Genomic DNA, 21,950 nt, shown 5'->3' on the forward strand with positions numbered 1-21,950 from the left:
GAATGCCTCCAATACTAGCAAGAGGCACCGCAAGCAGGTACTTCAAAACAGACTTCACTGCCTTCTTTAACAATTCTTGATCTTGCCAGCGACCACACAAACTGCAGTCACTGATTGCCTGGGGGCTAAGTACTTGAAAGCTTAGAACAACTCGGCACCCGAGTCGGCAACGACTTCTTTGTACTTCTTCAGATCATTGCTGACAAGCTCGCTGAATTCAGCCATGGTACCAGGCTCCACATCCGAGCCCATGGTAGCCAGTGCTTCACGCACGGCCGGATCCATCAAAGCCTTGGAATAAGCGGCATGCAGCTTGTCCAGCACAGGCTGTGGTGTACCGCCAGTAGCAAACACACCGAACCAGGTGCCCAAATCAAACGGTTTCACACCAGCCTGCTCCATGGTGGGAACGTCAGGCAGGAAGCTGGAACGCTCCAGAGTCGTCACAGCCAGGGCCTTGACGGTATCTGCCTTGATCAGCGGCGCTGCCGAAGCCAGGTTGTCGAACATGAAATGCACTTGGCCTGCCAGCAAAGCCGTCTTGGCGGGGTTGGCACCGGCGTAAGGCACATGCACGGAATTGATCTGGGCACGGGTGTTCAGGACTTCACCGGCCAGATGACCCGCACTGCCATTACCGCCCGAAGCAAAGTTCATTTGACCGGGATGCTCTTTGGCGTAGCTGATCAGATCCTGCACCGAAGCAATCTTGTTTTGTTCGGCAAACTCTTTGTTCACGATCAGGATGTTAGGCACCGAGGCAACCAGGGCGATAGGCGCAAAGCTCTTGACCGGGTCAAAAGGCACCGTCTTGTACAGCCAGGGGTTGATGGAGTTGATCGCCACCGCACCCATCATCAGGGTATAGCCGTCCGGAGCAGCCTTGGCCACAATGCTGGCACCGATATTGCCACCCGCACCCGACTTGTTCTCCACCACAACCGTGCCCAGGTCGCCTTTGACGCGTTCAGCCAGCAAGCGAGCCATGCTGTCCAAAGGGCCACCCGGTGGATAAGGCACCACGAACTGGATAGGTTTGGAAGGATAAGCATCCTCCGCCATTACAGCCGGGGCAGCCATGACAGCCGCAACACCAGAGACAGCCAGCAGCCACTTACAGACTCGAAACATCACTTTTTTTCCTTGAAATAAAAATGCATATGGGCTGCACAAGGCAGCCCATGCAGAGCAGCCACTGATCCTTAATGAATGATCTGGCTTAAGAACTCACGCGTTCTTTCACTGCGTGGCGAGTCAAAGAACTCATCAGGCGTATTTTGCTCGATGATTTCGCCCTGATCCATAAAAATGACCCGATCAGCCACTTTACGCGCAAAACCCATTTCGTGGGTCACGCACAACATCGTCATGCCGGTATGGGCCAGCTCGACCATCACTTCCAGCACTTCCTTGACCATTTCCGGGTCCAGCGCCGAGGTAGGCTCGTCAAACAGCATGATTTTAGGCTCCATGCACAGGGAACGTGCAATGGCCACGCGCTGTTGCTGTCCGCCAGAGAGCTGTCCGGGATACTTGTTGGCCTGCTCTGGAATACGTACACGCTCCAGATACTTCATGGCCAGCTCCTGAGCCTGGGCCTTGGTCTTGCGACGAACCCACATCGGCCCCAAAGTCAGGTTTTCCATCACGGTCAGGTGAGGAAACAGATTGAAGTGCTGAAACACCATGCCAACGTCACGCCGAATGGCCTCGACCTGGCGCACATCGTTGGTAAGCTCCTCACCAGCCACAATGATCTGCCCTTTCTGATGCTCTTCCAGGCGGTTGATGCAGCGGATAAGGGTGGACTTGCCCGAACCCGAAGGCCCGCAAATAACGATGCGCTCGCCGGGGGCCACATCCAGATTGATATCGCGCAGCACATGGAACTGCCCGTACCATTTATTGACGTTCTTTAGCTGAATAATGGCGTCTGCCATGCAAAACTCCTTGTCTGGCCAGCAAAGCAATAGGTCTTACCCAAGGCTTTGCTACCTGTGTCAGCGTTCATAACCCGTTTGCAAACGTCGCTCCAGCGAACGACTGTAGCGAGAGATGGAGTAGCAGAACACAAAATAAATCAGTGCGATGAACAGATAGGCTTCCCGGCTAAAGCCGCGCCAGGCCGCATCGGCCAGGGCCACTTTGGCCGCCTGGGTCAAATCGAAAATACCGATAATCACGACCAGGGAGGTGTCCTTGAACAGGGAAATGAAAATGCCTACCAGTGGCGGGATCACGATCTTGAGCGCCTGCGGCAAGATGATCTGACGCATGGTGCGCCAGTAGCTCAAGCCCAGCGAAGCCGCGCCTTCATACTGTCCCTTGGGAATAGCTTGCAAGCCGCCCCGCACGGTTTCCGCGATGTACGCCGCCGCAAACAAAATGATGGCGATCTGAGCACGCAGCAGCTTGTCAATGTTAAAGCCCTCGGGCATGAACAAAGGCAGCATTACCGAGGACATGAACAGCAAGCTGATCAGCGGCACGCCACGAATCAGTTCGATGTAAACCACGCACACTGCCTTGACGGCCGGCAAGCGCGAGGTACGTCCCAAGGCCAGCAACAAGCCCAAAGGAAAGGCGAACGCGATGCCGAAGGTAGCCAGAATCAAGGTCAGCGGCAAACCGCCCCACAGGCTGTTTTCCACATAGCTCAGGCCCAGCACACCGCCCCACATCAAAATACCCACGACGGTCAGGCCGACCAGCCACATCACAGGCAGCCAGGGTTTCCAGAACCAACGCACGCAGCTGCACACGATCAGCAAGGTCAGCAGGATGGAGGCCAACAAGGGGCGCCATTGCTCGTCATAGGGATAGATGCCAAACAGGATCAGACGGTGCTTTTCACGAATGAAAGCCCAGCATGCACCCGCACTGGCCCGACAATCCTGCGCGGTTTGCGCATCGAAATTGGCCTTGATGAACAGCCAATCGATCATGGCTGGCACAGTCATCAAAAGCAGCCAGGCCGACAACACCGTCAAAATGGCGTTCAAGGGAGAGGAAAACAGGTTCTGGCGCAGCCAGCCCAGGGTGCCCCGCTGCAGTGGCGGTGGCCCGCTTACGGTGGATGTAGGCGTATGACTCATTTAGCGCTCCACCAAAGCAATTCGGTTGTTGTACCAGTTCATGAAGATCGAGATCGACAAGCTGACCGTCAGGTAAGCCGCCATGATGATCAAAATGCCTTCAATCGCCTGCCCTGTCTGGTTCAAGGTGGTATTCACCACAGACACAATATCGGGATAGCCAATGGCCACGGCCAAGGAACTGTTTTTAGTCAGGTTCAGGTACTGGCTGGTCATGGGAGGCACAATCACACGCAGAGCCTGGGGCAGAACCACCAGACGCATCATGCGGCCACGGGACAGACCCAGTGCCTGCGCCGCTTCCCATTGTCCTTTGCCCACGGCCTGAATACCGGAACGCACCACTTCCGCCACAAAGGCCGAGGTATAGGTAATCAAACCGGCCAACAAGGCGGCAAACTCAGGCGATAAAGTTACGCCCCCTACAAAGTTGAAACCTTGCAGACGGGGCACATCCAGCGCCAAGGGTTCGGGGCTGATCAGCAAGGCCAGAACCGGCATCAGAACCAGCAGCAATATGCCAAAGCGAATGGTGGGGAAAGGACGGCCCGTTTTTTCCAGACGACGACGCGCCCAGTGCGCCATCAAGACCCACAGCACCACCGCCAGGCCCAGACCCATGAAGATCCAGTCCATGCCATCGCCCTGCAGGGTGGGCAGCTTCAAACCACGATTCGATAAAAATACGCCGCCCAGCGGATTCAAAGCCTGCCGCGGTCCGGGCAAGGTCTCGGTAATCAGGGCGTACCAGAAGAACAGTTGCAGCAGCAAAGGCACGTTACGCATCACTTCCACGTACAAGCCCGCCAGCCGGGAGACCAGCCAGTTCTTGGACAAGCGTGCAATGCCCAGCAAGGTGCCAAACACGGTGGCAGCAATAATGCCGATCACCGCCACTTTCAGCGTATTGACCAGACCGACCAGAATGGCCCGCCCATAAGTATCCGAGGGCTTATAAGCCAGCGCCGACTCGCCAATGGCAAAGCCAGCCTCTCGATTCAGGAAATCAAAGCCTGTAGAAATATTGCGAACAGCCAGGTTGTGCAAGGTATTGGAGACCAGATACCACACACAAAAGCCAAGCACACCCAAAATCAGCACCTGGTAAATAATGCCGCGTGTGAACGGATCATTCCAGGACAGGCGCCGTTTAGGGGGGGCTGGCGCGGCAGGTGTATTTTGTGCCATAGCGTAAAACCCATGGATGCAGCACTACGCGTAGCCCTGCGAGGTGGCGCGCGTCTGGCCGAAGCCAGACGCAAGAACAAACAGCGAAGACCGAAATCTTAACGCACTGGCCAGCCGTACATCACACCACCGTCACGCCATTGCGCATTCAAACCGCGCTCCAGCTTCAAGGCGGTCGATTTACCCAGATTGCGCTCGAAGCTTTCGCCGTAGTTGCCGACCTGTTTAATTATGTTGTAGGCCCACTTGTTATCCAGCTTCAGACCTTTGCCCAGCTCGCCGGACACGCCCAGAATGCGCTGAATGTTCGGGTTATCGCTCTTGGTCTTTTCATCCACGTTCGCGCTGGTAATGCCATATTCTTCGGCTTCCAGCATGGCGTTCAGAGTCCAGCGCACCAGGGTGAACCAGTCCTCGTCGCCCTGACGCACGAATGGGCCCAGCGGCTCTTTGGAGAAATCCTCGGGCAGGATGTCGAACTCATCCGGCGTAGCCTGGGCGGCACGCATGGCTGCCAGCTGGGATTTATCGCTGGTAAAGCCGTCGCAACGACCGGAAGTAAAGGAGCGCATGGCTTCTTCAGGGTTGTTGATCACCACAGGGTTGAACTTGATCCCCTGACCACGGAACCAGTCCGCCAGGTTCAGCTCGGTCGTGGTGCCGGGCTGTACGCACACAGCGGCCCCATCCAGCTCTTTAGCGCTTTTCACGCCCAGGGATTTTTTCACCATCACGCCCTGGCTGTCATAGTAGTTAATGCCAGTGCTGACCAAACCCAAGGTCGTATCGCGAGAGATCGTCGCGGTGGTATTACGGGTCAGCACATCAACTTCACCCGATTGCAGGGCGGTAAAGCGCTGCTGAGTGGTCAAAGGCGTAACCTTGTATTTTTTGGCATCCCCAAAAACAGCAGCGGCGATCGCACTGCACATGTCCACGTCAATGCCGGACCAGACACCCTTACTGTCTGCCAGCGAGAATCCTGCAATACCCGTTGAGACACCGCACTGAACAAAGCCTTTCTTCTTCACCGAGTCCAGGGTTTCACCTGCCTGTGCATTAGCGGCCAAGGCCATCAACGCAACACTACATGCAATGGTTTTCACTAAGGTCATGGAATATCACCTCCTGTTTACTTTTGGTAAATGGATGCAGATTACAATTGCAGCTAAGCTGTGGTGTCCAATCGTAGAGCCAGACTGTCCAAACACAAATCGGGGGTTTCCCTCTAACAATCTGACTAATACTTTTACCTACGCCGACATTTTCATGCGAGCCCCGGCGGTCATTCCCCAGGGGCTTTCCAAGCAGATTCCTCTTTAATTGTGCGTCGCGATGATCGAGTTCCAACACGTTTTTAAATCGTATGGCCGCAGTAAAAATATTCTAGCCGACATTAATTTTCGCATTGATGACGGCGAATTCATTTTTGTTTCCGGCCCCTCTGGAGCAGGTAAATCCACTTTATTGCGTCTGATCGGAGGCCTGGAGCTGCCTAGCCGTGGCTCTGTCCAGGTCAATGGACACAGGCTGGATAAGCTGCCGGCCCGCGCACGGCCGTATTTGCGACGCGCCGTAGGCGTGGTTTTACAAGATACGCACTTGCTGCAAGATCGCAGCGCCCTGGCCAATGTACTCCTGCCCCTGGCCGTCATGGGTCTGGAGCCCAGCACGGCGCAGGCACGTGCCCGCGCCGCCATGGAAAAAGTGGGCCTGCGTGGCAAAGAAGATTTAAAGCCGGTGGAAATGTCGGGGGGTGAACAACAACGGCTGGCGATTGCCCGCGCTATTGTGAATCGCCCGGCTATTTTGATTGCCGACGAACCCACTGCCAATTTGGACGCTGATAACGCCAAACGCATCATGGATGTATTGATGGACTTTAACCGGGTGGGTGTCACCACCTTGATTGCTTCGCACGATCTGAATTTGATGGCACGCTATGCACGTCGAACCCTGTTGATTCAGGACGGCCGTTTTTCCGATCACCCAGGAGTGCTGGCATGAGAACCTGGCTGCGTCATCATCAATACGCCTTTCTGGTGGCCCTGCGCCGCCTGAAAGTGCAACCCTTCTCCTCCCTGTCCAACCTGCTGGTCATTGCCTTGACCCTGGCTGTGCCCGTTCTGGGAGCCAGTATCTTGCTGGCCGCTCAACCTGTCGTGCGCGAGATTCCGACCTCGCCCGAAATGACCGTGTTCATGAAGCAGAACAGCACGCTGGAACAGGCGCAAGCCTTCAGTCAGGCCGTGGGCAAAGAGTTTCAAACTGAACTGGCCCAGATCAGGCTGGTCAGCAAGGAGCAGGCGCTCAAACAACTGCAAAGCAACCCCAGCTGGACAGACGCCTTGGGCGCCTTGCCCAGCAACCCCTTGCCACACGCCATTGTGCTGACTCTGCATGAAACCCCGGACTTGGTGACGCGTGCCGACTCCCTGGCCAAGACCCTGCAAGGCCGCGAAGGCGTGGATAGTGTGCTGCTGGATAGCGAATGGGTGCAGCGTCTGGCTGCGATTCTGAGCTTCATCCGTATTGGCTTATGGATTCTGATGGCAGGTGTGGGCGTAGTGGTGATTGCCACTGTGTTCAATACCGTCCGTCTGCAAGCCCTGAACCAGCGTGAAGAAATTGCCGTGGCCCGTCTGGTCGGCGCCACCGAAGCCTTTGTACGCCGCCCCTTCCTGTATATGGGCGCGCTAACCGGCCTGACGGCCAGCGCTCTGGCATGCGGTCTGGCCCTGCTGGCACTGACCCCACTGAACAAAGCCTTATCCAGTCTGGCCCAAAGCTATGGCGTCCAGTTGACGCTCCGGCTGCCAGAATTTTCTCTGTTGCTGACAGCGGCTATTTTGGTCGCCATTTTGGGCGCCCTGGCAGCACGCTGGTCTGTTACCCGTAGTACCCAATATTGATGTCACTTCCTGAACCCCGTCCCCAAGATCTGGCCGAAAAAGTGGTGGCCTGGCAAAAAACTTCCGGCCGCCACCACCTCCCCTGGCAGAACACGCAAGATCCTTACCGCGTCTGGCTGTCCGAAATCATGTTGCAGCAAACCCAGGTCGCTACCGTACTGGGTTATTACGAGCGTTTTCTGGAACGCTTCCCCACCGTCAAGGATTTGGCCGAGGCCGAGCAAGACGAAGTCATGCCTTATTGGGCCGGTTTGGGCTACTACGCCCGCGCCCGTAACTTGCACCGCTGTGCCCGCGAGGTCATGGAGACATGGGGTGGCCGTTTTCCGGCTAATGCCACAGATCTGGCGACCTTACCCGGCATTGGCCGCTCTACCGCCTGTGCCATCGCCGCCTTCTGTTTTGGCGAACGTAGCCCCATCATGGACGGCAACGTGAAACGCGTGTTCACACGCTACTTCGGGATCTACGGGCCCATGCAGAAAAAGGCCGTGGAAAACGCTTTATGGGCCAAGGCAGATGAGGTCGTGGAACTCGCCCCCGCCAGCCTGGATATGGCGGCCTACACTCAAGGGCTGATGGACTTGGGCTCGCAATGCTGTACCCGCAGCAAGCCCACCTGTAGTCTCTGTCCGCTGCAAAGCGACTGCTACGCCCACACGCACCAGGCACAATCCGAGCTGCCCAGCCCCAAAGAACGCATTCGTCAGGATGAACGCTATGCGCATGTGCTGATTCTGGAGTTGAATGGCCAGGTTTTGCTGGAACAACGTCCTGACAAGGGAATTTGGGGTGGCCTGCTCACCCTGCCCCAGTTTGACGATGCCATCAGCCTGCAAACGGCGGCACTGCATTGGTCTAACGAGGAAGCTATTGCGCTGGCCTCTTTCCAGCATGTGTTTTCTCACTTCAAGCTGCACATCACCCCTTGGTTACTGCAAGTCGATGAATCTGTACTGGCCGAGCCAGTGGCAGGCCAGCAATGGCAGGACCATGAAGCACTGGAGCAGACCGCTTTACCTGCACCCATACGCAAGCTGCTGCTGGGTTTGTACCAGAGCAAGGATAGTGAACAATTACTTCTGAGCTAATGCCAAGATCCCCGGCCTAATCCGGGGGAATGGCGCTATGCAGGCCGCGCTGGCTTATCGTTGCTGATGCTCATCAGCATCCCGCAGGCTACACCCAAGGTCATCAAGGCCGTACCGCCATAGCTCAGGAACGGCAAAGGCACGCCTACCACGGGCAGAATTCCCGTCACCATGCCTATGTTCACGAACACATAAACGAACAGCATCATGGACATGGAACCGGCCAGCAAACGGCTGAATTGGGTGTGAGCCACAGCAGCAATCGACAAGCCGCGCAGGATCAACAAGGCGTACAGCACCAGCAGCATGATGCCGCCGTACAAACCGAATTCTTCGGCAAACACTGCAAAAATAAAGTCGGTTGTGCGCTCGGGCACGAAATCCAGATGGGACTGGGTACCCATCATGTAGCCCTTGCCGTAAACACCACCAGAACCGATCGCAATCATGGACTGGATGGTATGGAACCCTCTGCCCAAACGGTCACTACCGGGGTTCAGCAAGGTGCAGACACGGTGCTTTTGATAGTCGTGCAACACCACCCAATCCAGGTCTGGTACGCAGATATAGTCTTCGTAGTACAGCAAGGCGCTAATGCCCAGCACCAGCACCACCACAATGGGTACGATCAGCTTGAAGGACAGGCCTGCAAAGTAAATCACGCAGAAACCGGCCGCAAACACCAGCAAAGCCGTACCCAAATCCGGCTGACGCACGATCAGCAGGAACGGAATCATCAGCAAGATGCCTGCCACCATGAAGTCCAGCAGGCTCATCTTGGGCCGCTGATAGCGGTGGAAATACCAGGCCAACATCAAGGGCACGGAAATTTTGAGCATTTCCGAGGGCTGAATACGTGCCACCCCCAGGTCCAGCCAGCGCGTTGCGCCCTTGCTGGTTTCGCCAAAGAACTCCACCCCCAAAAGCAACACGACCCCGATCGAATACACCACCGGAGCCAGCTTCATCCACAAGGCAGGCGGAATCAGGGCGGCCAGCCACATCACACTAAAGGCCAACAGGAAATTACGCACCTGATCGGCAAAGCGCCAGTCTGTACCGCCCACAGCGGAATGCATGACGGTCATGCCCAGCGCAGCCATCAGCACCAGCAAAAGCAGCAAAGGCCAATCAAAGGCGGTGACGGCTCTCAGGCCCAGTTGCAAAAGTCGCTTCATTGCATCTGCCCTCGTTCCACCAACCAGTAATCAAAGACCTTGCGCACAATCGGTGCCGCAACCGACCCACCCCAACCTGCGTTTTCCACGATCAGGGCAACAGCAATTTTGGGGTTCTCTGCCGGGGCGTAGGACATGAACAAGGCGTGGTCACGCAAACGCTCATCAATGGCGTTGGCGTTGTACTTGGCACCGCGCAAGCTAAAAACCTGTGCCGTACCCGTTTTGCCAGCAGCCTGATACGCCGCACCCGCAAAAGCCCGGCGGGCGGTACCCAAACGCACCACATCCACCAGAGCACGTTTGACCACATCCACATTAGCCTGCTTCAGGGGGATCAGCTTGGCATCAATACGCACGGGCTGTTCAATTTCCGGATCATGGGGGCTGAGCGTCTGGGTGACCAGATGTGGAGGCCGCACAATGCCATTGCTGGCCAGCACGGCGGTCGCATGGGCCAGTTGCAGCACAGTAAACGAGTTATAGCCCTGGCCCACGGCCACCGAGATACTTTCCCCGGCATACCAGCGCTGTTGGGCCGGTTTTTTGTAGGCCTGACGTTTCCATTCAGTCGAAGGCAGAATGCCCTGGCGCTCGCCATCCAGATCAATGCCGGTTTGCTGACCAAAGCCAAACTGCTTCATGAAATCGTGCAGATTATCAACGCCAATTTCCGGGCCCAATGAGTAGAAATAGGTATCGGAGGATACCACCAGGGCGCGGTGCATGTCGGTAGAGCCATATACAGCGCCACCCGCGTTACGGAAACGCTGACCACCAAACTCAAAGTAGCCAGGGTCAGAAATACGGTCCGTCGCCTTGCGCTTGCCGGTTTCCAAAGCAGCCAAGGCCACAAAGGGCTTGTAAGTCGAGCCGATAGGATAGGTGCCGTACAGTGGGCGGTTAATCAGCGGGTGGTCGGGCGAGTCATTCAGCTTGCGCCAGTTCTCTACGTCAATACCGTCAATAAACAGGTTCGGATCAAAAGACGGGGCCGACACGAAAGCCAGCACTTCGCCAGTGCTGGGCTCGATGGCCACCAGCGCGCCGCGTCGTCCTTCAAACAGGGCTTCAGCCATTTTCTGCAGGCCAATGTCCAGCGACAAACGCAAGCTGGCACCCGGTACGGGGTCGACCCGGCTCAAGGTACGTACTGGACGGCCCGACGCGGCCACTTCCACTTCCTCTATCCCTGTGCGACCGTGCAGGGTCTTTTCCCAGGTTTTCTCGATCCCTTTTTTGCCAATGACCTGCGTGCCACGGTAGTTACCGGTTTGCCCGGTTTCTTCCAGGCGCTGCTGATCGCCCTCGGAAATACGGCCCACATAACCCAGCACGTGCGCTGCCGCCTCGCCCTGCGGATATTCGCGCACCCAGCGAGCCTGCAAGGTCACACCAGGGAACTTGAAGGCATGGGCAGCAAACCAGGCGGCTTCATCATCGCTCAGGTTATTGCGCAACAGAATTTCAGAATATCGACTGTTTTGCGCGACGCTCTGCTTGAATCGACGACGATCACGTGGACTTAGCTCCACCAGCTCGCCGACACGATCCAGCATATCGTCTACCGGCTCGCCCAAACTGGCGGGTACGGCCGACAAGGTGTAGTCCCGGTAATTACGGGCCAGTACCTCGCCATTGCGGTCCAGAATCTCGCCTCGACGAGGGGTAATCGGGATGACGGCAATACGGTTTTGATCGGCTCGGGCGGCAAAGCCTTCGTAGCGCACCACTTGCAAATACCACAAGCGCACGCCCAGCACCCCTAACAGTACGCAGGCCAGAACGGCCGCTACCAAGGCGCGAAACAGAATGCGCTGGCGCAACTGATGCGAAGTTTTTTTGAATTCAAACATGGCCGCCCTACCCGTCAGGACGAACCGGAGTCGGACTCGTCCAGACGCCGCTGCGGCAAGAACAGCACGCTATCGGCCAGCGGCCACAGGGCGGCGGTCAACAGGGCGCCTCCGGCCCACTCCCAGCCAGACCACTCCCCTACCAGCCAGGCGTGCAGAACCCGCACGATCAACTGGGCCAGCAGCATGACAACTGCCATGTGCAAGAAGTGAGTCCACATGCCAAAATTCAGGATGCGCTTGCGTAGCAGCAATGCGCCGTACACGACCAGAATATAGGTCAGGGCATGTTCGCCCAGCAGACTGCCATCGTGCACATCCACCAGAATGCCCACAATAAATGCCAGTGACATGGGAACACGGCGCGGCTCGTGTACAGCCCAGAAAGCCAGTACCAGCATCAACAGATCAGGCGCAAAGGGCAGCAGGCGCCAGGGCAGCATGGAAACCAGCCACATCAGCAGAATCGAGCCCCACACCAACCAGGGACTGGAAGCGCGCGAAAACGGGCTGCTATCAATAGGCTGCAAACTACTCAAGGATGAGGACCGGGTTTTACGGCCAGAGGTGTCCGAGGACTCAGCGCGTCGCATCATTGGCATCGTCCTGTTCAAGAGGGCGCTCGCTCTCGGGCACTAGCAAAATCAGAAAATGGCGATAACGCTCGGGGTGCGACAAAGGCGTCACCAAGGCCAGCGCAAAACCGGACGCATCATCGCGCTCGATACTGCTGACCATTCCCACCGGCAGACCGGCAGGGAACAAGCCCCCGATACCGCTGGTGATCAAGGTATCGTTCGGCTCCAGATCCACATCAGCCGTCAGAAAACGCACTTCCACTTTGCCACCGGGGTTGCCACCGAAGGCAATCAAACGCAGACCATTGCGCAACACCTGTACCGGCACCGAGACTTTATCGTCCGTGATCAGCGCAGCTTCCGAGGTAAAGCGCGTGACACGCACCACCTGGCCAACCACGCCGCCTTCGTCAATAACCGGCATACCGGGTCGAATGCCGCTGGCCGAGCCTTTATTGAAGATCAGATGACGGGCGTACCCATTAGGCGGTTCGTACAGAACCTCTACCGCGACAGACGGTTGGGTAACCGTATCGGCCACTTGCAGCAAACGGCGCAGCTGCTCGTTCTCAGCAGACAGCTGGGCGGCATGGGTAGACAACTGAGCCAGCTCGATACGCTGGCGTTGCAAGGCTTCTTTTTCGGAACGGGCGGTGGAGGCCGCGTCGGTCCAGCTGCTGAAATAAGTAACCAGATCACGAGGGGCCAGCATGACACGCTGAAAGGGATACAGCACAGTGGCCACGGCCTGCCGCACGGGTTCGAGCACAGCATAACGAGCGTCAGTAATCAACAAGCCCACAGCCAGCACCAAAAGAGCGGCCAGACGCAGCTCAGCTGATGAGCCGCGCCTAAATAGCCGGATGGAGCCTTGTTCTCGCATTACTCAAGCACTCGATCGCTTGCCCCCACAGGCAGACACTGCCGTGAAGGCCAAGCAAAGATCAATCGTAAATGAATACGGACTCCAGACGCTCCAGATGTTCCAGAGCCTCACCGCAACCCCGTACCACGCAGGTCAGAGGATCTTCAGCCACCACGACGGGCAAGCCGGTCTCTTCTTGCAGCAGACGGTCCAGGTCATGAACCAGAGCACCACCACCTGTCAGGACGATGCCCTTGTCAGTGATGTCCGCACCCAGTTCTGGAGGAGTTTGTTCCAGAGCGGTTTTAACCGCGGAAACGATTTGATTCAAGGGATCGGTAAGCGATTCCAGAATCTCGTTGGACGACACCGTGAAACTGCGTGGCACCCCTTCGGACAAATTACGACCCTTGACTTCAATCTCGCGAATTTCAGTGCCAGGGAATGCGGAACCGATCTCTTTCTTGATCAATTCAGCCGTAGGTTCACCAATTAGCATTCCGTAATTGCGACGGATGTAATTAATAATGGCTTCGTCAAACTTGTCGCCACCGACGCGAACCGATCCTTTATAGACCATACCGCCTAAAGAGATCACTGCCACTTCGGTTGTACCACCACCGATATCCACCACCATGGAGCCGCTGGCATCGGACACGGCCAGGCCTGCACCGATCGCGGCCGCCATGGGCTCTTCAATCAGGTAGACCTTGCTGGCGCCAGCGCCCAGAGCAGATTCTTTGATGGCACGGCGTTCCACCTGGGTGGAGCCGCAAGGCACACACACGATAATGCGTGGGCTGGGAGCAAACATGCTGCGTGGGTGAACCATGCGGATGAACTGCTTGAGCATTTGCTCGGTAACCGTAAAGTCCGCGATCACACCATCCTTCATGGGCCGGATGGCTTCAATATTGCCAGGCACCCGACCCAGCATTTGCTTGGCCTCCTGCCCAACGGCCTGAATGATTTTTTTACCATTAGGTCCACCTTCATGGCGGATGGCTACAACGGACGGTTCATCCAGTACGATACCCTTGCCGCGTACATAGATAAGGGTATTGGCCGTACCGAGGTCGATTGCCATATCGCTGGAAAAGTAACTGCGTAGGAATCCGAACATGGGCGCGCAAAGTGTAAAGTGTTTGGGGAAAAGGCAGGTAAATTCGGCGCGGAACTCAAGCGTAAAACGACAGGCACAAGAACCAGGCAACGAATTCAAAAATACCTGGGAAGGAAACGGTCAATGATAACTTATAATTGCTCTACATTAGGACTGTTTTAATGGTCAGTTAAGTTCTGTAACCCCCGCATTTGCTGTAAAAGTGCCAAACTGTCCCTAACTGACGGATTTCCGCTTTTTTTTATTACTCATTTTCCAGTACCCACCCACATGTCTATCACTGAACAGGATGTTGCCCGTATAGCGCAACTGGCGCGCCTTGATCTTTCTGCTGAACAAGCCTCCCAGGTCGAGCACGATTTGACGCGCATCCTGGGCCTGATCCAGACCTTGCAAACCGTTGATACTCAAGGCGTTGAGCCCATGGCCCACCCTTTGTCCGCCCGCCAGCAGATCAGTCTGCGTCTGCGCGAGGACAAGGCCCTGCCTTCCGGAACGGTAGAAAGCCGCCAGGCCATGATGCGCAACGCCCCCGCCGAGCAGGATGGCCTGTTTCTGGTGCCCACGGTCATCGAATAAAGCAAAACCATGTCTTTTACCCCTGAATTCGCGACTATTGCAGCGCTGCGCCAAGCTCTGCAAAACAAAACCGTCAGTGCCCGCGAGCTGGCCCAGCAAGCCCTGGACAACAGCGCCCGTCAAAAAGAGCTCAATGCCTTCGTGCAGCAGGACGCTGCCCTGACCCTGGCCCAGGCCGATGCCGCTGACGCCCTGATTGCTCAAGGCAAGGCCGGTCCACTGACCGGCATCCCTATCGCCCACAAAGATTTGTTTGTCACCAAGGATTGGCAGACCACTGCCTGCAGCAAAATGCTGGAAGGCTACGTCAGCCCCTTTGACGCCACGGTCGTGACCAAGCTGCAGGCAGCCGGTGCTGTCTCGCTGGGCAAGTTGAACTGTGACGAGTTCGCCATGGGCTCGCGCAACGAAAGCTCGGTGTTTGGCCCCGTGCGCAACCCTTGGGATCACTCCATGGTGCCCGGTGGCTCCTCGGGTGGTTCTGCCGCCGCTGTCGCTGCTGGCCTGGTAGCGGGTGCGACTGCAACCGATACCGGTGGTTCGATTCGCCAGCCTGCCGCCCTGTGTGGTGTCAGCGGCATCAAGCCCACCTACGGCACGATTTCCCGCTTCGGCATTATTGCCTACGGCTCCAGCCTGGATCAGGCCGGCCCGATCGCCCGCAATGCACGCGACTTGCTGGACCTGCTGGAGAACATGTGTGGTTTCGACCCGCAAGACGCCACCAGCCTGGAATTTTGCGACGACCAGCCCAATAACGGCGCGCGCATTCGTCAGCAATTTGAACAGCAACAGGCTCAACAAGAAGCCCAAGGCAGCCAGCCACTGAAAGGCCTGCGTATTGGTGTGCCCGCCCAGTTCTTTGGCCCCGGCCTGGACCCGGTCGTTGCCGACGCCATTGAAGCCGCCCTGAAAACCTACGAAAGCCTGGGTGCAGAGCGCGTCACCGTGCAACTGCCCCTGACAGAGCTGTCTGTCCCTACTTATTACGTCATCAGCCCCGCTGAGGCCTCCACCAACCTGTCGCGCTTTGACGGCGTACGCTTTGGCCACCGCGCCAGCCAGTACACCGATCTGAACAGCATGATTTCGCGTTCGCGCTCGGAAGGCTTTGGCCCTGAAGTGGTACGCCGCATCCTGGTCGGCACTTATGTGCTCTCGCATGGCTACTACGACGCCTACTATCTGCAAGCCCAACGCGTGCGCCGCATGATTGTGGACGACTTCCAGAAAGTCTTTGAACAGTGCGACCTGATCCTGGGCCCCGTCACACCGGCTCTGGGCCGCAAGCTGGGTGCCACCATCGAGGATCCCACCACCGATTGGCTGGGCGACGTCTACACACTGGGCGTGAGCCTGGCCGGCCTGCCCGCCATGTCCATTCCTTGCGGCTTCAGCAAGGATGAGCGCCCCCTGCCCATCGGCCTGCAAATCATTGGCAACTACTTCCGTGAAGGCCAATTGCTGGCCTTTGCCGACCGCTTCCAGCAAGTCACCGACTGGCATCAACGTCAACCAGGACAACAATAATGGAATGGGAAATTGTGATCGGGCTGGAAACTCATACCCAGCTCTCGACCGAATCCAAAATCTTCTCCAGCAGCAGCACTCGCTTTGGCGCCTTGCCCAACACGCAAGCCAACGAAGTCGATATGGCCTTGCCCGGCGCTCTGCCTGTCTTTAACCGTGGCGCTGCCGAACGGGCCATTCGCCTGGGTCTGGCCGTAGGCGGCCACATTGCGCCGCGCTCCGTGTTCGAGCGCAAGAACTACTTCTACCCGGATCTGCCCAAGAACTACCAGATCAGCCAGATGGAAATTCCCGTCGTCAGCGGCGGTACGGTCAGCTTCATGCTGGACGGTGAAGAAAAAACCATCAATCTGACACGCGCGCACCTGGAAGAGGATGCCGGTAAATCCCTGCACGAAAACTTCCGTGGTCCCTACGGCGAGTCCAGCACCGGGATCGACTTGAACCGCGCAGGCACGCCGCTGCTGGAAATCGTGTCCGAACCTGAAATGCGCTCGGCAGCTGAAGCCGTGGGCTATGCACGCGCCCTGCACAGCCTGGTAGTCTGGCTGGGCATTTGCGACGGCAATATGCAGGAAGGCTCTTTCCGCGTGGATGCCAACGTATCGGTACGCCCCAAAGGCCAGAAAGAATTTGGCACCCGTTGCGAACTGAAGAACATCAACTCCTTCCGCTTCCTGGAACGTGCCATTCAATACGAAGCACGCCGCCAGATCGAGCTGATCGAAGACGGTGGCAAAGTCATCCAGGAAACGCGCCTGTACGACTCGGACCGTGACGAGACCCGCAGCATGCGCAGCAAGGAAGATGCACACGATTACCGCTACTTCCCCGATCCTGACCTGCCACCTCTGTTTATCAGTGAAGAGTGGATCGAACAGGTTCGTCAGGACATGCCTGAACTGCCCGCCCAGAAACTGGCTCGCTTCGAGCAAGAGTTTGAACTGAGCCGTTACGACGCCTCGCAACTGACGGTAGATCGTGCAACGGCTGACTTCTTCGAAGCCATCTTGCAGGCGGGCTCCAAGGCTAACGCGAAGCTAGCCGCCAACTGGATTCTGGGCGAACTGTCGGCTGCCTTGAACCGTGAAGAGCTGAACATTGAGCAGTCCAAAGTCAGCCCAGCACAATTGGCTCAGCTGATTGCCCGTATTGCTGACGGCACCATCTCCAACAAGATTGCCCGTGACGTGTTCGCGGCGCAGTGGGACGGCGAGCTCAATGGCGATGTGGACGCCATTATCGACGCCCGTGGCTTGAAGCAGATCAATGACGTAGGTGCCATTGAGGCCATGGTGGACGAAGTACTGGCCGCCAACCCCAGCATCGTCGAGCAGCACCGTGCCGGCAAGCCAAAAGCCTTCAACGCTCTGGTCGGCCAGGTGATGAAGGTGGCCAAGGGCAAGGCCAATCCGCAGCAGATCAACGAAATGCTCAAGCAAAAGCTGGACGCCTAAGTCCGGACTCTGCGCTTAACGGATACAAAAACACCAGGCCTTGGCCTGGTGTTTTTTTACTGCTGAACTTTGCTTGCCAAACGCAGATGATCAGACACCGTAGCGATCGCGGTAGGCTTTCACTTGAGGAGCATGAGCAGCCAAGGTGGTGTCATCCGCCAGCACCGCCATGATGTCAGCCAAAGAGGCAATGCTGATCACAGGAATACCGTAAGTCTGTTCCACTTCCTGCACTGCAGAATGCGCGGACAGTTCCTGATCGTTACCGGCGCGCTCCATGCGATCCAGAGCAATCAGCACCGCGGCAGGTTCTGCACCTGCGGCCTTGATGATCTGCATGGATTCACGCACGGACGTACCCGCTGTGATCACGTCATCAATAATCACGACCTTGCCTTGCAAGGGAGCGCCCACCAGGGTGCCGCCTTCACCGTGGTCTTTGGCTTCCTTGCGGTTGAAAGCAAAAGGCACATCACGATCACCGATTTGTGGATGCTCGGCCAGGGCAATTGAGGTTGCGGCAGCCAGAGGAATCCCCTTGTAGGCGGGACCAAACAGCATGTCAAAAGACACGCCCGAATCCAGCAAAGCCTGAGCATAGAAACGGGCCAGCTGACCCACACTACGTCCCGTATTGAACAGGCCGGCATTGAAGAAGTAAGGGCTCAAACGGCCAGACTTGACCTTGAATTCCCCAAAACGCAGCACTCCCTGTTCCAGGGAGAAGCGCACAAAATTGCGACGATTATCGTTATTAGCCGACATGACAGAGTATGAAAAAGATAGAGACGAAAGGCATTTTAGCGTGATGTGAGCCATCACTTGGCAGGTTCGGCCAGTTCTTCCAGCAAGAAGTCGATAAAACTGCGCACTTTAGGTGTCAAATAGCGACGGCTGGCATAGACGGCATGCAGCTGCTGCAGCTCTTCGGTGTAATCGGGCAACAGGCGAACCAGCCGACCACTTTCCAGATCATCCATCACCAGCCACTCCGGCAAATAGGCCAGCCCTGCTCCACCCAACGCACTGTAATAAGTCAGATTGGTGTTATCCGAACGCATGAAAGGATTCAGGCGCAAGGACTCCGGCCCGTCCGGCCCCAAAAATTCAAAACTGGGCTGCTGTAAATAACTGGGGCTGATAGCCGGCAGACGCATCACCTCCGCACAGTTACGCGGCATGCCGTGCTGGGCCACAAACTCCGGGCTGGCCACCAGATGAAAGGGCGTGGGGCAAATAAGACGTGCAATCTGATGCGGCGCAGGCTCGCGCATCACCCGCAAGGCCAGATCAAAACCTTCCGCCACCAAATCCACTTTGTGATTGCTCAGGCTCATGTCCAGAGTCACTTCCGGATAGCGTGTTTGGTAATCCTGCAACAGCTGCGCCACTTTGCGGTTGGCAAACCATACGGGGGCCGTCACTCTCAACACACCTTGGGGCTGATGCTCAGAACCCGATAATGCCTGCTGTCCGCGCTCCAGAGTATCGAGTGCCTGCAAGCAATAATCAAAGTAGGTTTGCCCCAACTCCGTCAGGCTCAAACGACGGCTGCTGCGATGGAGCAAGCGGGCGCCCAGCTGTTTTTCCAGATTGGCCAAGTGCTTGCTGACCATGGGCGCAGACATATCCAAGCGTTGCGCCGCCGCTGCAAAGCTGCCCGCTGCGACGATTTCCCGGAACACCCGCAGACTCTGAATCGTATCCATGCTTTCCTAATGAGAAAGTAACTAATGAAAATAGGCCTGTTTATTTCCTGATAGTAATTGATTAATCTTGAACGAGCGCTAACCCGGTGCCTGTCTGGGCCTTGAATGGGCGGGACCAGCACCAGGATGTCATCACGTCATGCCTGACACAGAGCTTTTGTCACTACGCCGGGCCAGTGCTTCGTTTACCGATACTGTCAACTTTCCAAAGGAACATACATGAGCGCCCTTACCTCTAGCTGGACTCCTCGCATCCTTAGCCTGCTGCGCATCGTTACAGGCTATCTCCTGCTGACACACGGTACTGCCAAGATCCTGGGTTTCCCCAAAGTAGACATGTTTGCCAACCTGCAAATCAGCTCCATTTACGGCATTGCGGGCATTCTGGAACTGGTTCTGGGTGTCTTGCTGGTGATTGGTCTGTTCTCTCGTTTTGCAGCCTTTATTGCTTCGGGCCTGTGCGCTTTCGCTTACTTTATTGGCCACGCCAGCGGCAGCACCTTCGCAACCCCTATCCTCAATGGCGGTGAGGCGGCAGTTCTGTTCTGCTTTGCCTTCCTGTACCTGGCCTTTGCCGGCCCAGGCCCATGGAGTATTGACGCAGGCCGCGGCAAAGCCTGACGCCTTGTTCAACCCCTTATCCCCTGCCCCTATCAGGGCAGGGGCAGGAGATCATCATGACAATGCCCACCTACTTCATCTCGCATGGTGGCGGACCCTGGCCCTGGATGCCTGAAGCGCAAACCATGTACGCCCCGCTGCGTGCTGCCTTGCAGGATATTCCACGCCAATTGGGGCGCACACCCAAAGCGATCTTGATGGTCTCCGCCCACTGGGAAGCTCAACAAGCCAATCTGCTGGTTGCCGCCGCAGCACAACCGAGCATGGTGTACGACTATTACGGCTTTCCGCCCCACACGTACGAGATTCACTACCCTGCACCAGGCGATCCTGCTCTGGCCCAACAGGTCTGTAATTTGCTGGAAGGCGCTGGCCTGCCCACTCATCTGGATTCGCAGCGTGGCTTTGACCACGGTGCATTCGTACCGGCTTATGTGATCTATCCGCAAGCCAAAGTGCCTATGGTGCAACTGTCCATTCACGCGAACTACGACCCGGCCCTGCACTACGCCATGGGCGAGGCGCTTGCGCCTTTGCGAGACGAAGAGGTGCTGATTATTGGCAGCGGTCTGAGCTATCACAACCTGCGCAATATGGGACCTGGCGGTGTGCAGCCCTCTGCCCAGTTTGATGCCTGGCTGCATCAAAGCCTGAGCCTGGAGGACCCTGCCGCCCGTCGTCAGGCCTTGATGGACTGGGAACAGGCCCCGGCCGCACGTGTTGCCCATCCCCGCGAAGATCACCTGGTTCCCCTCATGGTGGCCGCTGGTGCTGCGCGTGGCGACGCAGCGCATCGCTTCCACCACGAAACCCAGGCCTTTGGTGGCTTGACCGTGTCCAGCTACCGCTTCGGCTCAGCGTCGTAACAAGCTCTGACGGCCACTGACATCCAGGCAGGTTACGGGTTAAAGTGCTGACGCTATAAGGAGAATTGCCACGTGTTACGCGTCACCTCGTTAAACGTCAACGGTATTCGGGCCGCCTTTCGTAAAGGCCTGCCCGCCTGGCTGGAAGCCCAGAAACCTCATATTGTCTGCATGCAGGAAATCAAGATCAGCGAGCCTGATCTGACCCCCGATTTGACCAACCCCGGTCAATACCACGGGCATTTCCACCATGCTCAGAAAAAAGGCTATAGCGGTGTAGGCCTGTACCTGAACCACAAGGCAGAAAGCGTGGCCGAAGGCATGGCCTGCGAAGAGTTCGATGCTGAAGGCCGCATTATCCGCGCCGACTGGAACGACCTTAGTGTGATCAGCGCCTACCTGCCCTCGGGTTCCTCGGGCGACGAGCGTCAAACCGCCAAGTACCGCTTTCTGGATCATTTTGAGCAGTGGATGAATGGCTTGATGCAGGAACACCGTGATACCGGCCGCGAGTTCATTATTTGTGGTGACTGGAATATTGCGCACCACGAAGCCGATTTGAAGAACTGGAAAGGCAACCTGAAAAACAGTGGTTTTCTGCCAGAAGAACGCGCCTGGATGAGCAAAGTGCTGGGCGAACTGGCTTGGGTGGACGTGTACCGCAGCCTGCATCCCGATACCACGGACGAGTGCTACACCTGGTGGAGCAACCGCGGCCAGGCTTGGGCCAAAAATGTGGGGTGGCGCATTGATTATCAAATTGCCACCCCAGGTATTGCTGCCAAGGCGCGCGGTGCAACGATCTATAAGGAAGAGCGTTTCAGCGACCACGCGCCACTGACGGTTGATTACGACTGGAGCCTGTAAATCCAGCCTGAAAAAGCCAGCGCCTTAGCTGGCTTTTTCAATCATGTAGCGCACAACGCTGCGCAATTGTTCATCGGTTGCTTTGGGAGCTGCACCGCGTGGGGGCATGGCGCCCTTGCCGTTCAGCACAACTTGCATCATGGCATCTTCGCCTTGGGCGATCAGGGGCTCCCAACGAGCCTTGTCACCCAAACGAGGGGCATTGGCCATACCCGATGCATGACAGACCATACACGAAGACTTGTACAGCTTGAGAGCTTCGTCCGAGTTGGCATGTGCTGCAGGTGCGGCGGCCAGCAAAAACAAAGCGGCCATTGCGGAGTACATCATGGTGGCGGGGCGATAGGTTCTCATGGGTTTACCCTTTAAACAGTCGGCATGAACGCATACCTGGCTGATACTTCGTTTTCTGTACAAGAGGCCCGTTTTTCATGG

22 protein-coding genes are annotated in these 21,950 nt (G+C 56.7%); 9 read left to right on the top strand and 13 right to left on the bottom strand.

The window, feature by feature from the left end; all coding sequences use genetic code 11:
- Nucleotides 1–141: 141 nt before the first annotated feature.
- The 5 genes from NBV64_RS16110 to NBV64_RS16130 form a co-directional block, all read right to left on the bottom strand.
- Nucleotides 142–1,131, bottom strand: a complete 990-nt coding sequence (locus tag NBV64_RS16110; protein ID WP_250756138.1) for a Bug family tripartite tricarboxylate transporter substrate binding protein — start codon at nucleotides 1,129–1,131, stop codon at nucleotides 142–144.
- A 71-nt stretch (nucleotides 1,132–1,202) separates the two neighbouring features.
- Entirely contained in the window at nucleotides 1,203–1,940 is a 738-nt protein-coding gene (locus tag NBV64_RS16115) for an amino acid ABC transporter ATP-binding protein (protein ID WP_009460548.1), read from the bottom strand.
- Nucleotides 1,941–2,000: 60 nt separating this feature from the next.
- Nucleotides 2,001–3,095 carry an amino acid ABC transporter permease gene (locus NBV64_RS16120; RefSeq protein ID WP_009460546.1) on the bottom strand — a complete coding sequence of 365 codons (1,095 nt, stop codon included), beginning with the start codon at nucleotides 3,093–3,095 and terminating at the stop codon, nucleotides 2,001–2,003.
- Nucleotides 3,096–4,283, bottom strand: coding sequence for an amino acid ABC transporter permease (locus NBV64_RS16125; RefSeq protein ID WP_022983606.1), 1,188 nt, complete (start codon nucleotides 4,281–4,283; stop codon nucleotides 3,096–3,098). It abuts the gene before it with no gap.
- A gap of 98 nt (nucleotides 4,284–4,381) precedes the next feature.
- Nucleotides 4,382–5,398 (bottom strand): amino acid ABC transporter substrate-binding protein, encoded by a 1,017-nt coding sequence (locus NBV64_RS16130; protein ID WP_035270417.1) that lies wholly within the window; start codon nucleotides 5,396–5,398, stop codon nucleotides 4,382–4,384.
- A 220-nt stretch (nucleotides 5,399–5,618) separates the two neighbouring features.
- Here NBV64_RS16130 and NBV64_RS16135 point away from each other — a divergent pair, with 220 nt between their 5' ends.
- From NBV64_RS16135 to mutY, 3 genes are read left to right on the top strand one after another with little or no spacing between them, the layout of a single operon-like run.
- The gene (locus tag NBV64_RS16135) at nucleotides 5,619–6,290 is read left to right on the top strand and encodes a cell division ATP-binding protein FtsE (protein WP_009460544.1); all 672 of its coding nucleotides are present in this window, start codon (nucleotides 5,619–5,621) and stop codon (nucleotides 6,288–6,290) included.
- Nucleotides 6,287–7,195, top strand: coding sequence for a cell division protein FtsX (locus tag NBV64_RS16140; RefSeq protein ID WP_009460542.1), 909 nt, complete (start codon nucleotides 6,287–6,289; stop codon nucleotides 7,193–7,195). Before NBV64_RS16135 ends, NBV64_RS16140 begins: the two co-directional genes overlap by 4 nt.
- A complete protein-coding gene (mutY, locus tag NBV64_RS16145) occupies nucleotides 7,195–8,286 on the top strand; it encodes an A/G-specific adenine glycosylase (RefSeq protein ID WP_250756139.1) in 1,092 nt (363 codons plus the stop codon). The genes NBV64_RS16140 and mutY overlap by 1 nt, the downstream gene beginning before the upstream one ends.
- 35 nt (nucleotides 8,287–8,321) lie before the next feature.
- Here mutY and rodA read toward each other — a convergent pair whose 3' ends face one another.
- The 5 genes from rodA to NBV64_RS16170 form a co-directional block, all read right to left on the bottom strand.
- A complete protein-coding gene (rodA, locus tag NBV64_RS16150) occupies nucleotides 8,322–9,464 on the bottom strand; it encodes a rod shape-determining protein RodA (RefSeq protein WP_009460538.1) in 1,143 nt (380 codons plus the stop codon).
- A complete protein-coding gene (gene mrdA / locus NBV64_RS16155) occupies nucleotides 9,461–11,320 on the bottom strand; it encodes a penicillin-binding protein 2 (protein ID WP_009460384.1) in 1,860 nt (619 codons plus the stop codon). Before mrdA ends, rodA begins: the two co-directional genes overlap by 4 nt.
- A 14-nt stretch (nucleotides 11,321–11,334) precedes the next feature.
- A complete protein-coding gene (gene mreD / locus NBV64_RS16160) occupies nucleotides 11,335–11,916 on the bottom strand; it encodes a rod shape-determining protein MreD (RefSeq protein ID WP_009460382.1) in 582 nt (193 codons plus the stop codon).
- On the bottom strand, nucleotides 11,900–12,781 hold the full coding sequence (gene mreC, locus NBV64_RS16165) for a rod shape-determining protein MreC (protein ID WP_009460381.1): 882 nt from the start codon (nucleotides 12,779–12,781) through the stop codon (nucleotides 11,900–11,902). Before mreC ends, mreD begins: the two co-directional genes overlap by 17 nt.
- A gap of 61 nt (nucleotides 12,782–12,842) precedes the next feature.
- Nucleotides 12,843–13,886, bottom strand: a complete 1,044-nt coding sequence (locus NBV64_RS16170) for a rod shape-determining protein (protein WP_003801946.1) — start codon at nucleotides 13,884–13,886, stop codon at nucleotides 12,843–12,845.
- Between the two features lie 270 nt (nucleotides 13,887–14,156).
- Between NBV64_RS16170 and gatC the strand changes: the two genes are divergently transcribed.
- The 3 genes from gatC to gatB are packed head-to-tail and all read left to right on the top strand — an operon-like array spanning nucleotide 14,157 to nucleotide 17,452.
- A complete protein-coding gene (gene gatC / locus NBV64_RS16175; protein WP_003801948.1) occupies nucleotides 14,157–14,465 on the top strand; it encodes an Asp-tRNA(Asn)/Glu-tRNA(Gln) amidotransferase subunit GatC in 309 nt (102 codons plus the stop codon).
- 9 nt (nucleotides 14,466–14,474) lie between these two features.
- The gene (gatA, locus tag NBV64_RS16180) at nucleotides 14,475–15,995 is read left to right on the top strand and encodes an Asp-tRNA(Asn)/Glu-tRNA(Gln) amidotransferase subunit GatA (protein WP_035270405.1); all 1,521 of its coding nucleotides are present in this window, start codon (nucleotides 14,475–14,477) and stop codon (nucleotides 15,993–15,995) included.
- The gene (gene gatB, locus NBV64_RS16185; RefSeq protein WP_035270404.1) at nucleotides 15,995–17,452 is read left to right on the top strand and encodes an Asp-tRNA(Asn)/Glu-tRNA(Gln) amidotransferase subunit GatB; all 1,458 of its coding nucleotides are present in this window, start codon (nucleotides 15,995–15,997) and stop codon (nucleotides 17,450–17,452) included. Before gatA ends, gatB begins: the two co-directional genes overlap by 1 nt.
- A gap of 90 nt (nucleotides 17,453–17,542) precedes the next feature.
- On the opposite strand, the gene pyrE is transcribed toward gatB, so the two are convergent.
- Nucleotides 17,543–18,217: an orotate phosphoribosyltransferase gene (gene pyrE, locus NBV64_RS16190; RefSeq protein ID WP_026484434.1), complete on the bottom strand. Its 675-nt coding sequence runs from the start codon at nucleotides 18,215–18,217 to the stop codon at nucleotides 17,543–17,545.
- A gap of 53 nt (nucleotides 18,218–18,270) precedes the next feature.
- Nucleotides 18,271–19,161, bottom strand: coding sequence for a LysR family transcriptional regulator (locus NBV64_RS16195; protein WP_022983609.1), 891 nt, complete (start codon nucleotides 19,159–19,161; stop codon nucleotides 18,271–18,273).
- 219 nt (nucleotides 19,162–19,380) lie between these two features.
- Between NBV64_RS16195 and NBV64_RS16200 the strand changes: the two genes are divergently transcribed.
- The 3 genes from NBV64_RS16200 to NBV64_RS16210 all read left to right on the top strand — a co-directional run bounded on the left by NBV64_RS16200 (nucleotide 19,381) and on the right by NBV64_RS16210 (nucleotide 21,515).
- Nucleotides 19,381–19,782 (top strand): DoxX family protein, encoded by a 402-nt coding sequence (locus tag NBV64_RS16200; RefSeq protein ID WP_026484436.1) that lies wholly within the window; start codon nucleotides 19,381–19,383, stop codon nucleotides 19,780–19,782.
- A 56-nt stretch (nucleotides 19,783–19,838) separates the two neighbouring features.
- Nucleotides 19,839–20,648, top strand: coding sequence for a DODA-type extradiol aromatic ring-opening family dioxygenase (locus NBV64_RS16205; protein WP_026484437.1), 810 nt, complete (start codon nucleotides 19,839–19,841; stop codon nucleotides 20,646–20,648).
- A gap of 72 nt (nucleotides 20,649–20,720) precedes the next feature.
- A complete protein-coding gene (locus NBV64_RS16210) occupies nucleotides 20,721–21,515 on the top strand; it encodes an exodeoxyribonuclease III (protein WP_250756140.1) in 795 nt (264 codons plus the stop codon).
- 24 nt (nucleotides 21,516–21,539) lie between these two features.
- Here NBV64_RS16210 and NBV64_RS16215 read toward each other — a convergent pair whose 3' ends face one another.
- Nucleotides 21,540–21,869 (bottom strand): c-type cytochrome, encoded by a 330-nt coding sequence (locus tag NBV64_RS16215; RefSeq protein ID WP_009460372.1) that lies wholly within the window; start codon nucleotides 21,867–21,869, stop codon nucleotides 21,540–21,542.
- Nucleotides 21,870–21,950 lie beyond the last annotated feature (81 nt).

Origin of the sequence: Alcaligenes sp. DN25 (assembly GCF_023674485.1) — a bacterium.
GTDB lineage: Bacteria > Pseudomonadota > Gammaproteobacteria > Burkholderiales > Burkholderiaceae_B > Alcaligenes > Alcaligenes phenolicus.

Coding starts and splice junctions, on each gene's coding strand:
- NBV64_RS16110 (WP_250756138.1), bottom strand. CDS start 1,131: ATGTTTCGAGTCTGTAAGTGGCTGCTGGCTGTCTCTGGTGTTGCGGCT.
- NBV64_RS16115 (WP_009460548.1), bottom strand. CDS start 1,940: ATGGCAGACGCCATTATTCAGCTAAAGAACGTCAATAAATGGTACGGG.
- NBV64_RS16120 (WP_009460546.1), bottom strand. CDS start 3,095: ATGAGTCATACGCCTACATCCACCGTAAGCGGGCCACCGCCACTGCAG.
- NBV64_RS16125 (WP_022983606.1), bottom strand. CDS start 4,283: ATGGCACAAAATACACCTGCCGCGCCAGCCCCCCCTAAACGGCGCCTG.
- NBV64_RS16130 (WP_035270417.1), bottom strand. CDS start 5,398: ATGACCTTAGTGAAAACCATTGCATGTAGTGTTGCGTTGATGGCCTTG.
- NBV64_RS16135 (WP_009460544.1), top strand. CDS start 5,619: ATGATCGAGTTCCAACACGTTTTTAAATCGTATGGCCGCAGTAAAAAT.
- NBV64_RS16140 (WP_009460542.1), top strand. CDS start 6,287: ATGAGAACCTGGCTGCGTCATCATCAATACGCCTTTCTGGTGGCCCTG.
- mutY (WP_250756139.1), top strand. CDS start 7,195: ATGTCACTTCCTGAACCCCGTCCCCAAGATCTGGCCGAAAAAGTGGTG.
- rodA (WP_009460538.1), bottom strand. CDS start 9,464: ATGAAGCGACTTTTGCAACTGGGCCTGAGAGCCGTCACCGCCTTTGAT.
- mrdA (WP_009460384.1), bottom strand. CDS start 11,320: ATGTTTGAATTCAAAAAAACTTCGCATCAGTTGCGCCAGCGCATTCTG.
- mreD (WP_009460382.1), bottom strand. CDS start 11,916: ATGATGCGACGCGCTGAGTCCTCGGACACCTCTGGCCGTAAAACCCGG.
- mreC (WP_009460381.1), bottom strand. CDS start 12,781: ATGCGAGAACAAGGCTCCATCCGGCTATTTAGGCGCGGCTCATCAGCT.
- NBV64_RS16170 (WP_003801946.1), bottom strand. CDS start 13,886: ATGTTCGGATTCCTACGCAGTTACTTTTCCAGCGATATGGCAATCGAC.
- gatC (WP_003801948.1), top strand. CDS start 14,157: ATGTCTATCACTGAACAGGATGTTGCCCGTATAGCGCAACTGGCGCGC.
- gatA (WP_035270405.1), top strand. CDS start 14,475: ATGTCTTTTACCCCTGAATTCGCGACTATTGCAGCGCTGCGCCAAGCT.
- gatB (WP_035270404.1), top strand. CDS start 15,995: ATGGAATGGGAAATTGTGATCGGGCTGGAAACTCATACCCAGCTCTCG.
- pyrE (WP_026484434.1), bottom strand. CDS start 18,217: ATGTCGGCTAATAACGATAATCGTCGCAATTTTGTGCGCTTCTCCCTG.
- NBV64_RS16195 (WP_022983609.1), bottom strand. CDS start 19,161: ATGGATACGATTCAGAGTCTGCGGGTGTTCCGGGAAATCGTCGCAGCG.
- NBV64_RS16200 (WP_026484436.1), top strand. CDS start 19,381: ATGAGCGCCCTTACCTCTAGCTGGACTCCTCGCATCCTTAGCCTGCTG.
- NBV64_RS16205 (WP_026484437.1), top strand. CDS start 19,839: ATGACAATGCCCACCTACTTCATCTCGCATGGTGGCGGACCCTGGCCC.
- NBV64_RS16215 (WP_009460372.1), bottom strand. CDS start 21,869: ATGAGAACCTATCGCCCCGCCACCATGATGTACTCCGCAATGGCCGCT.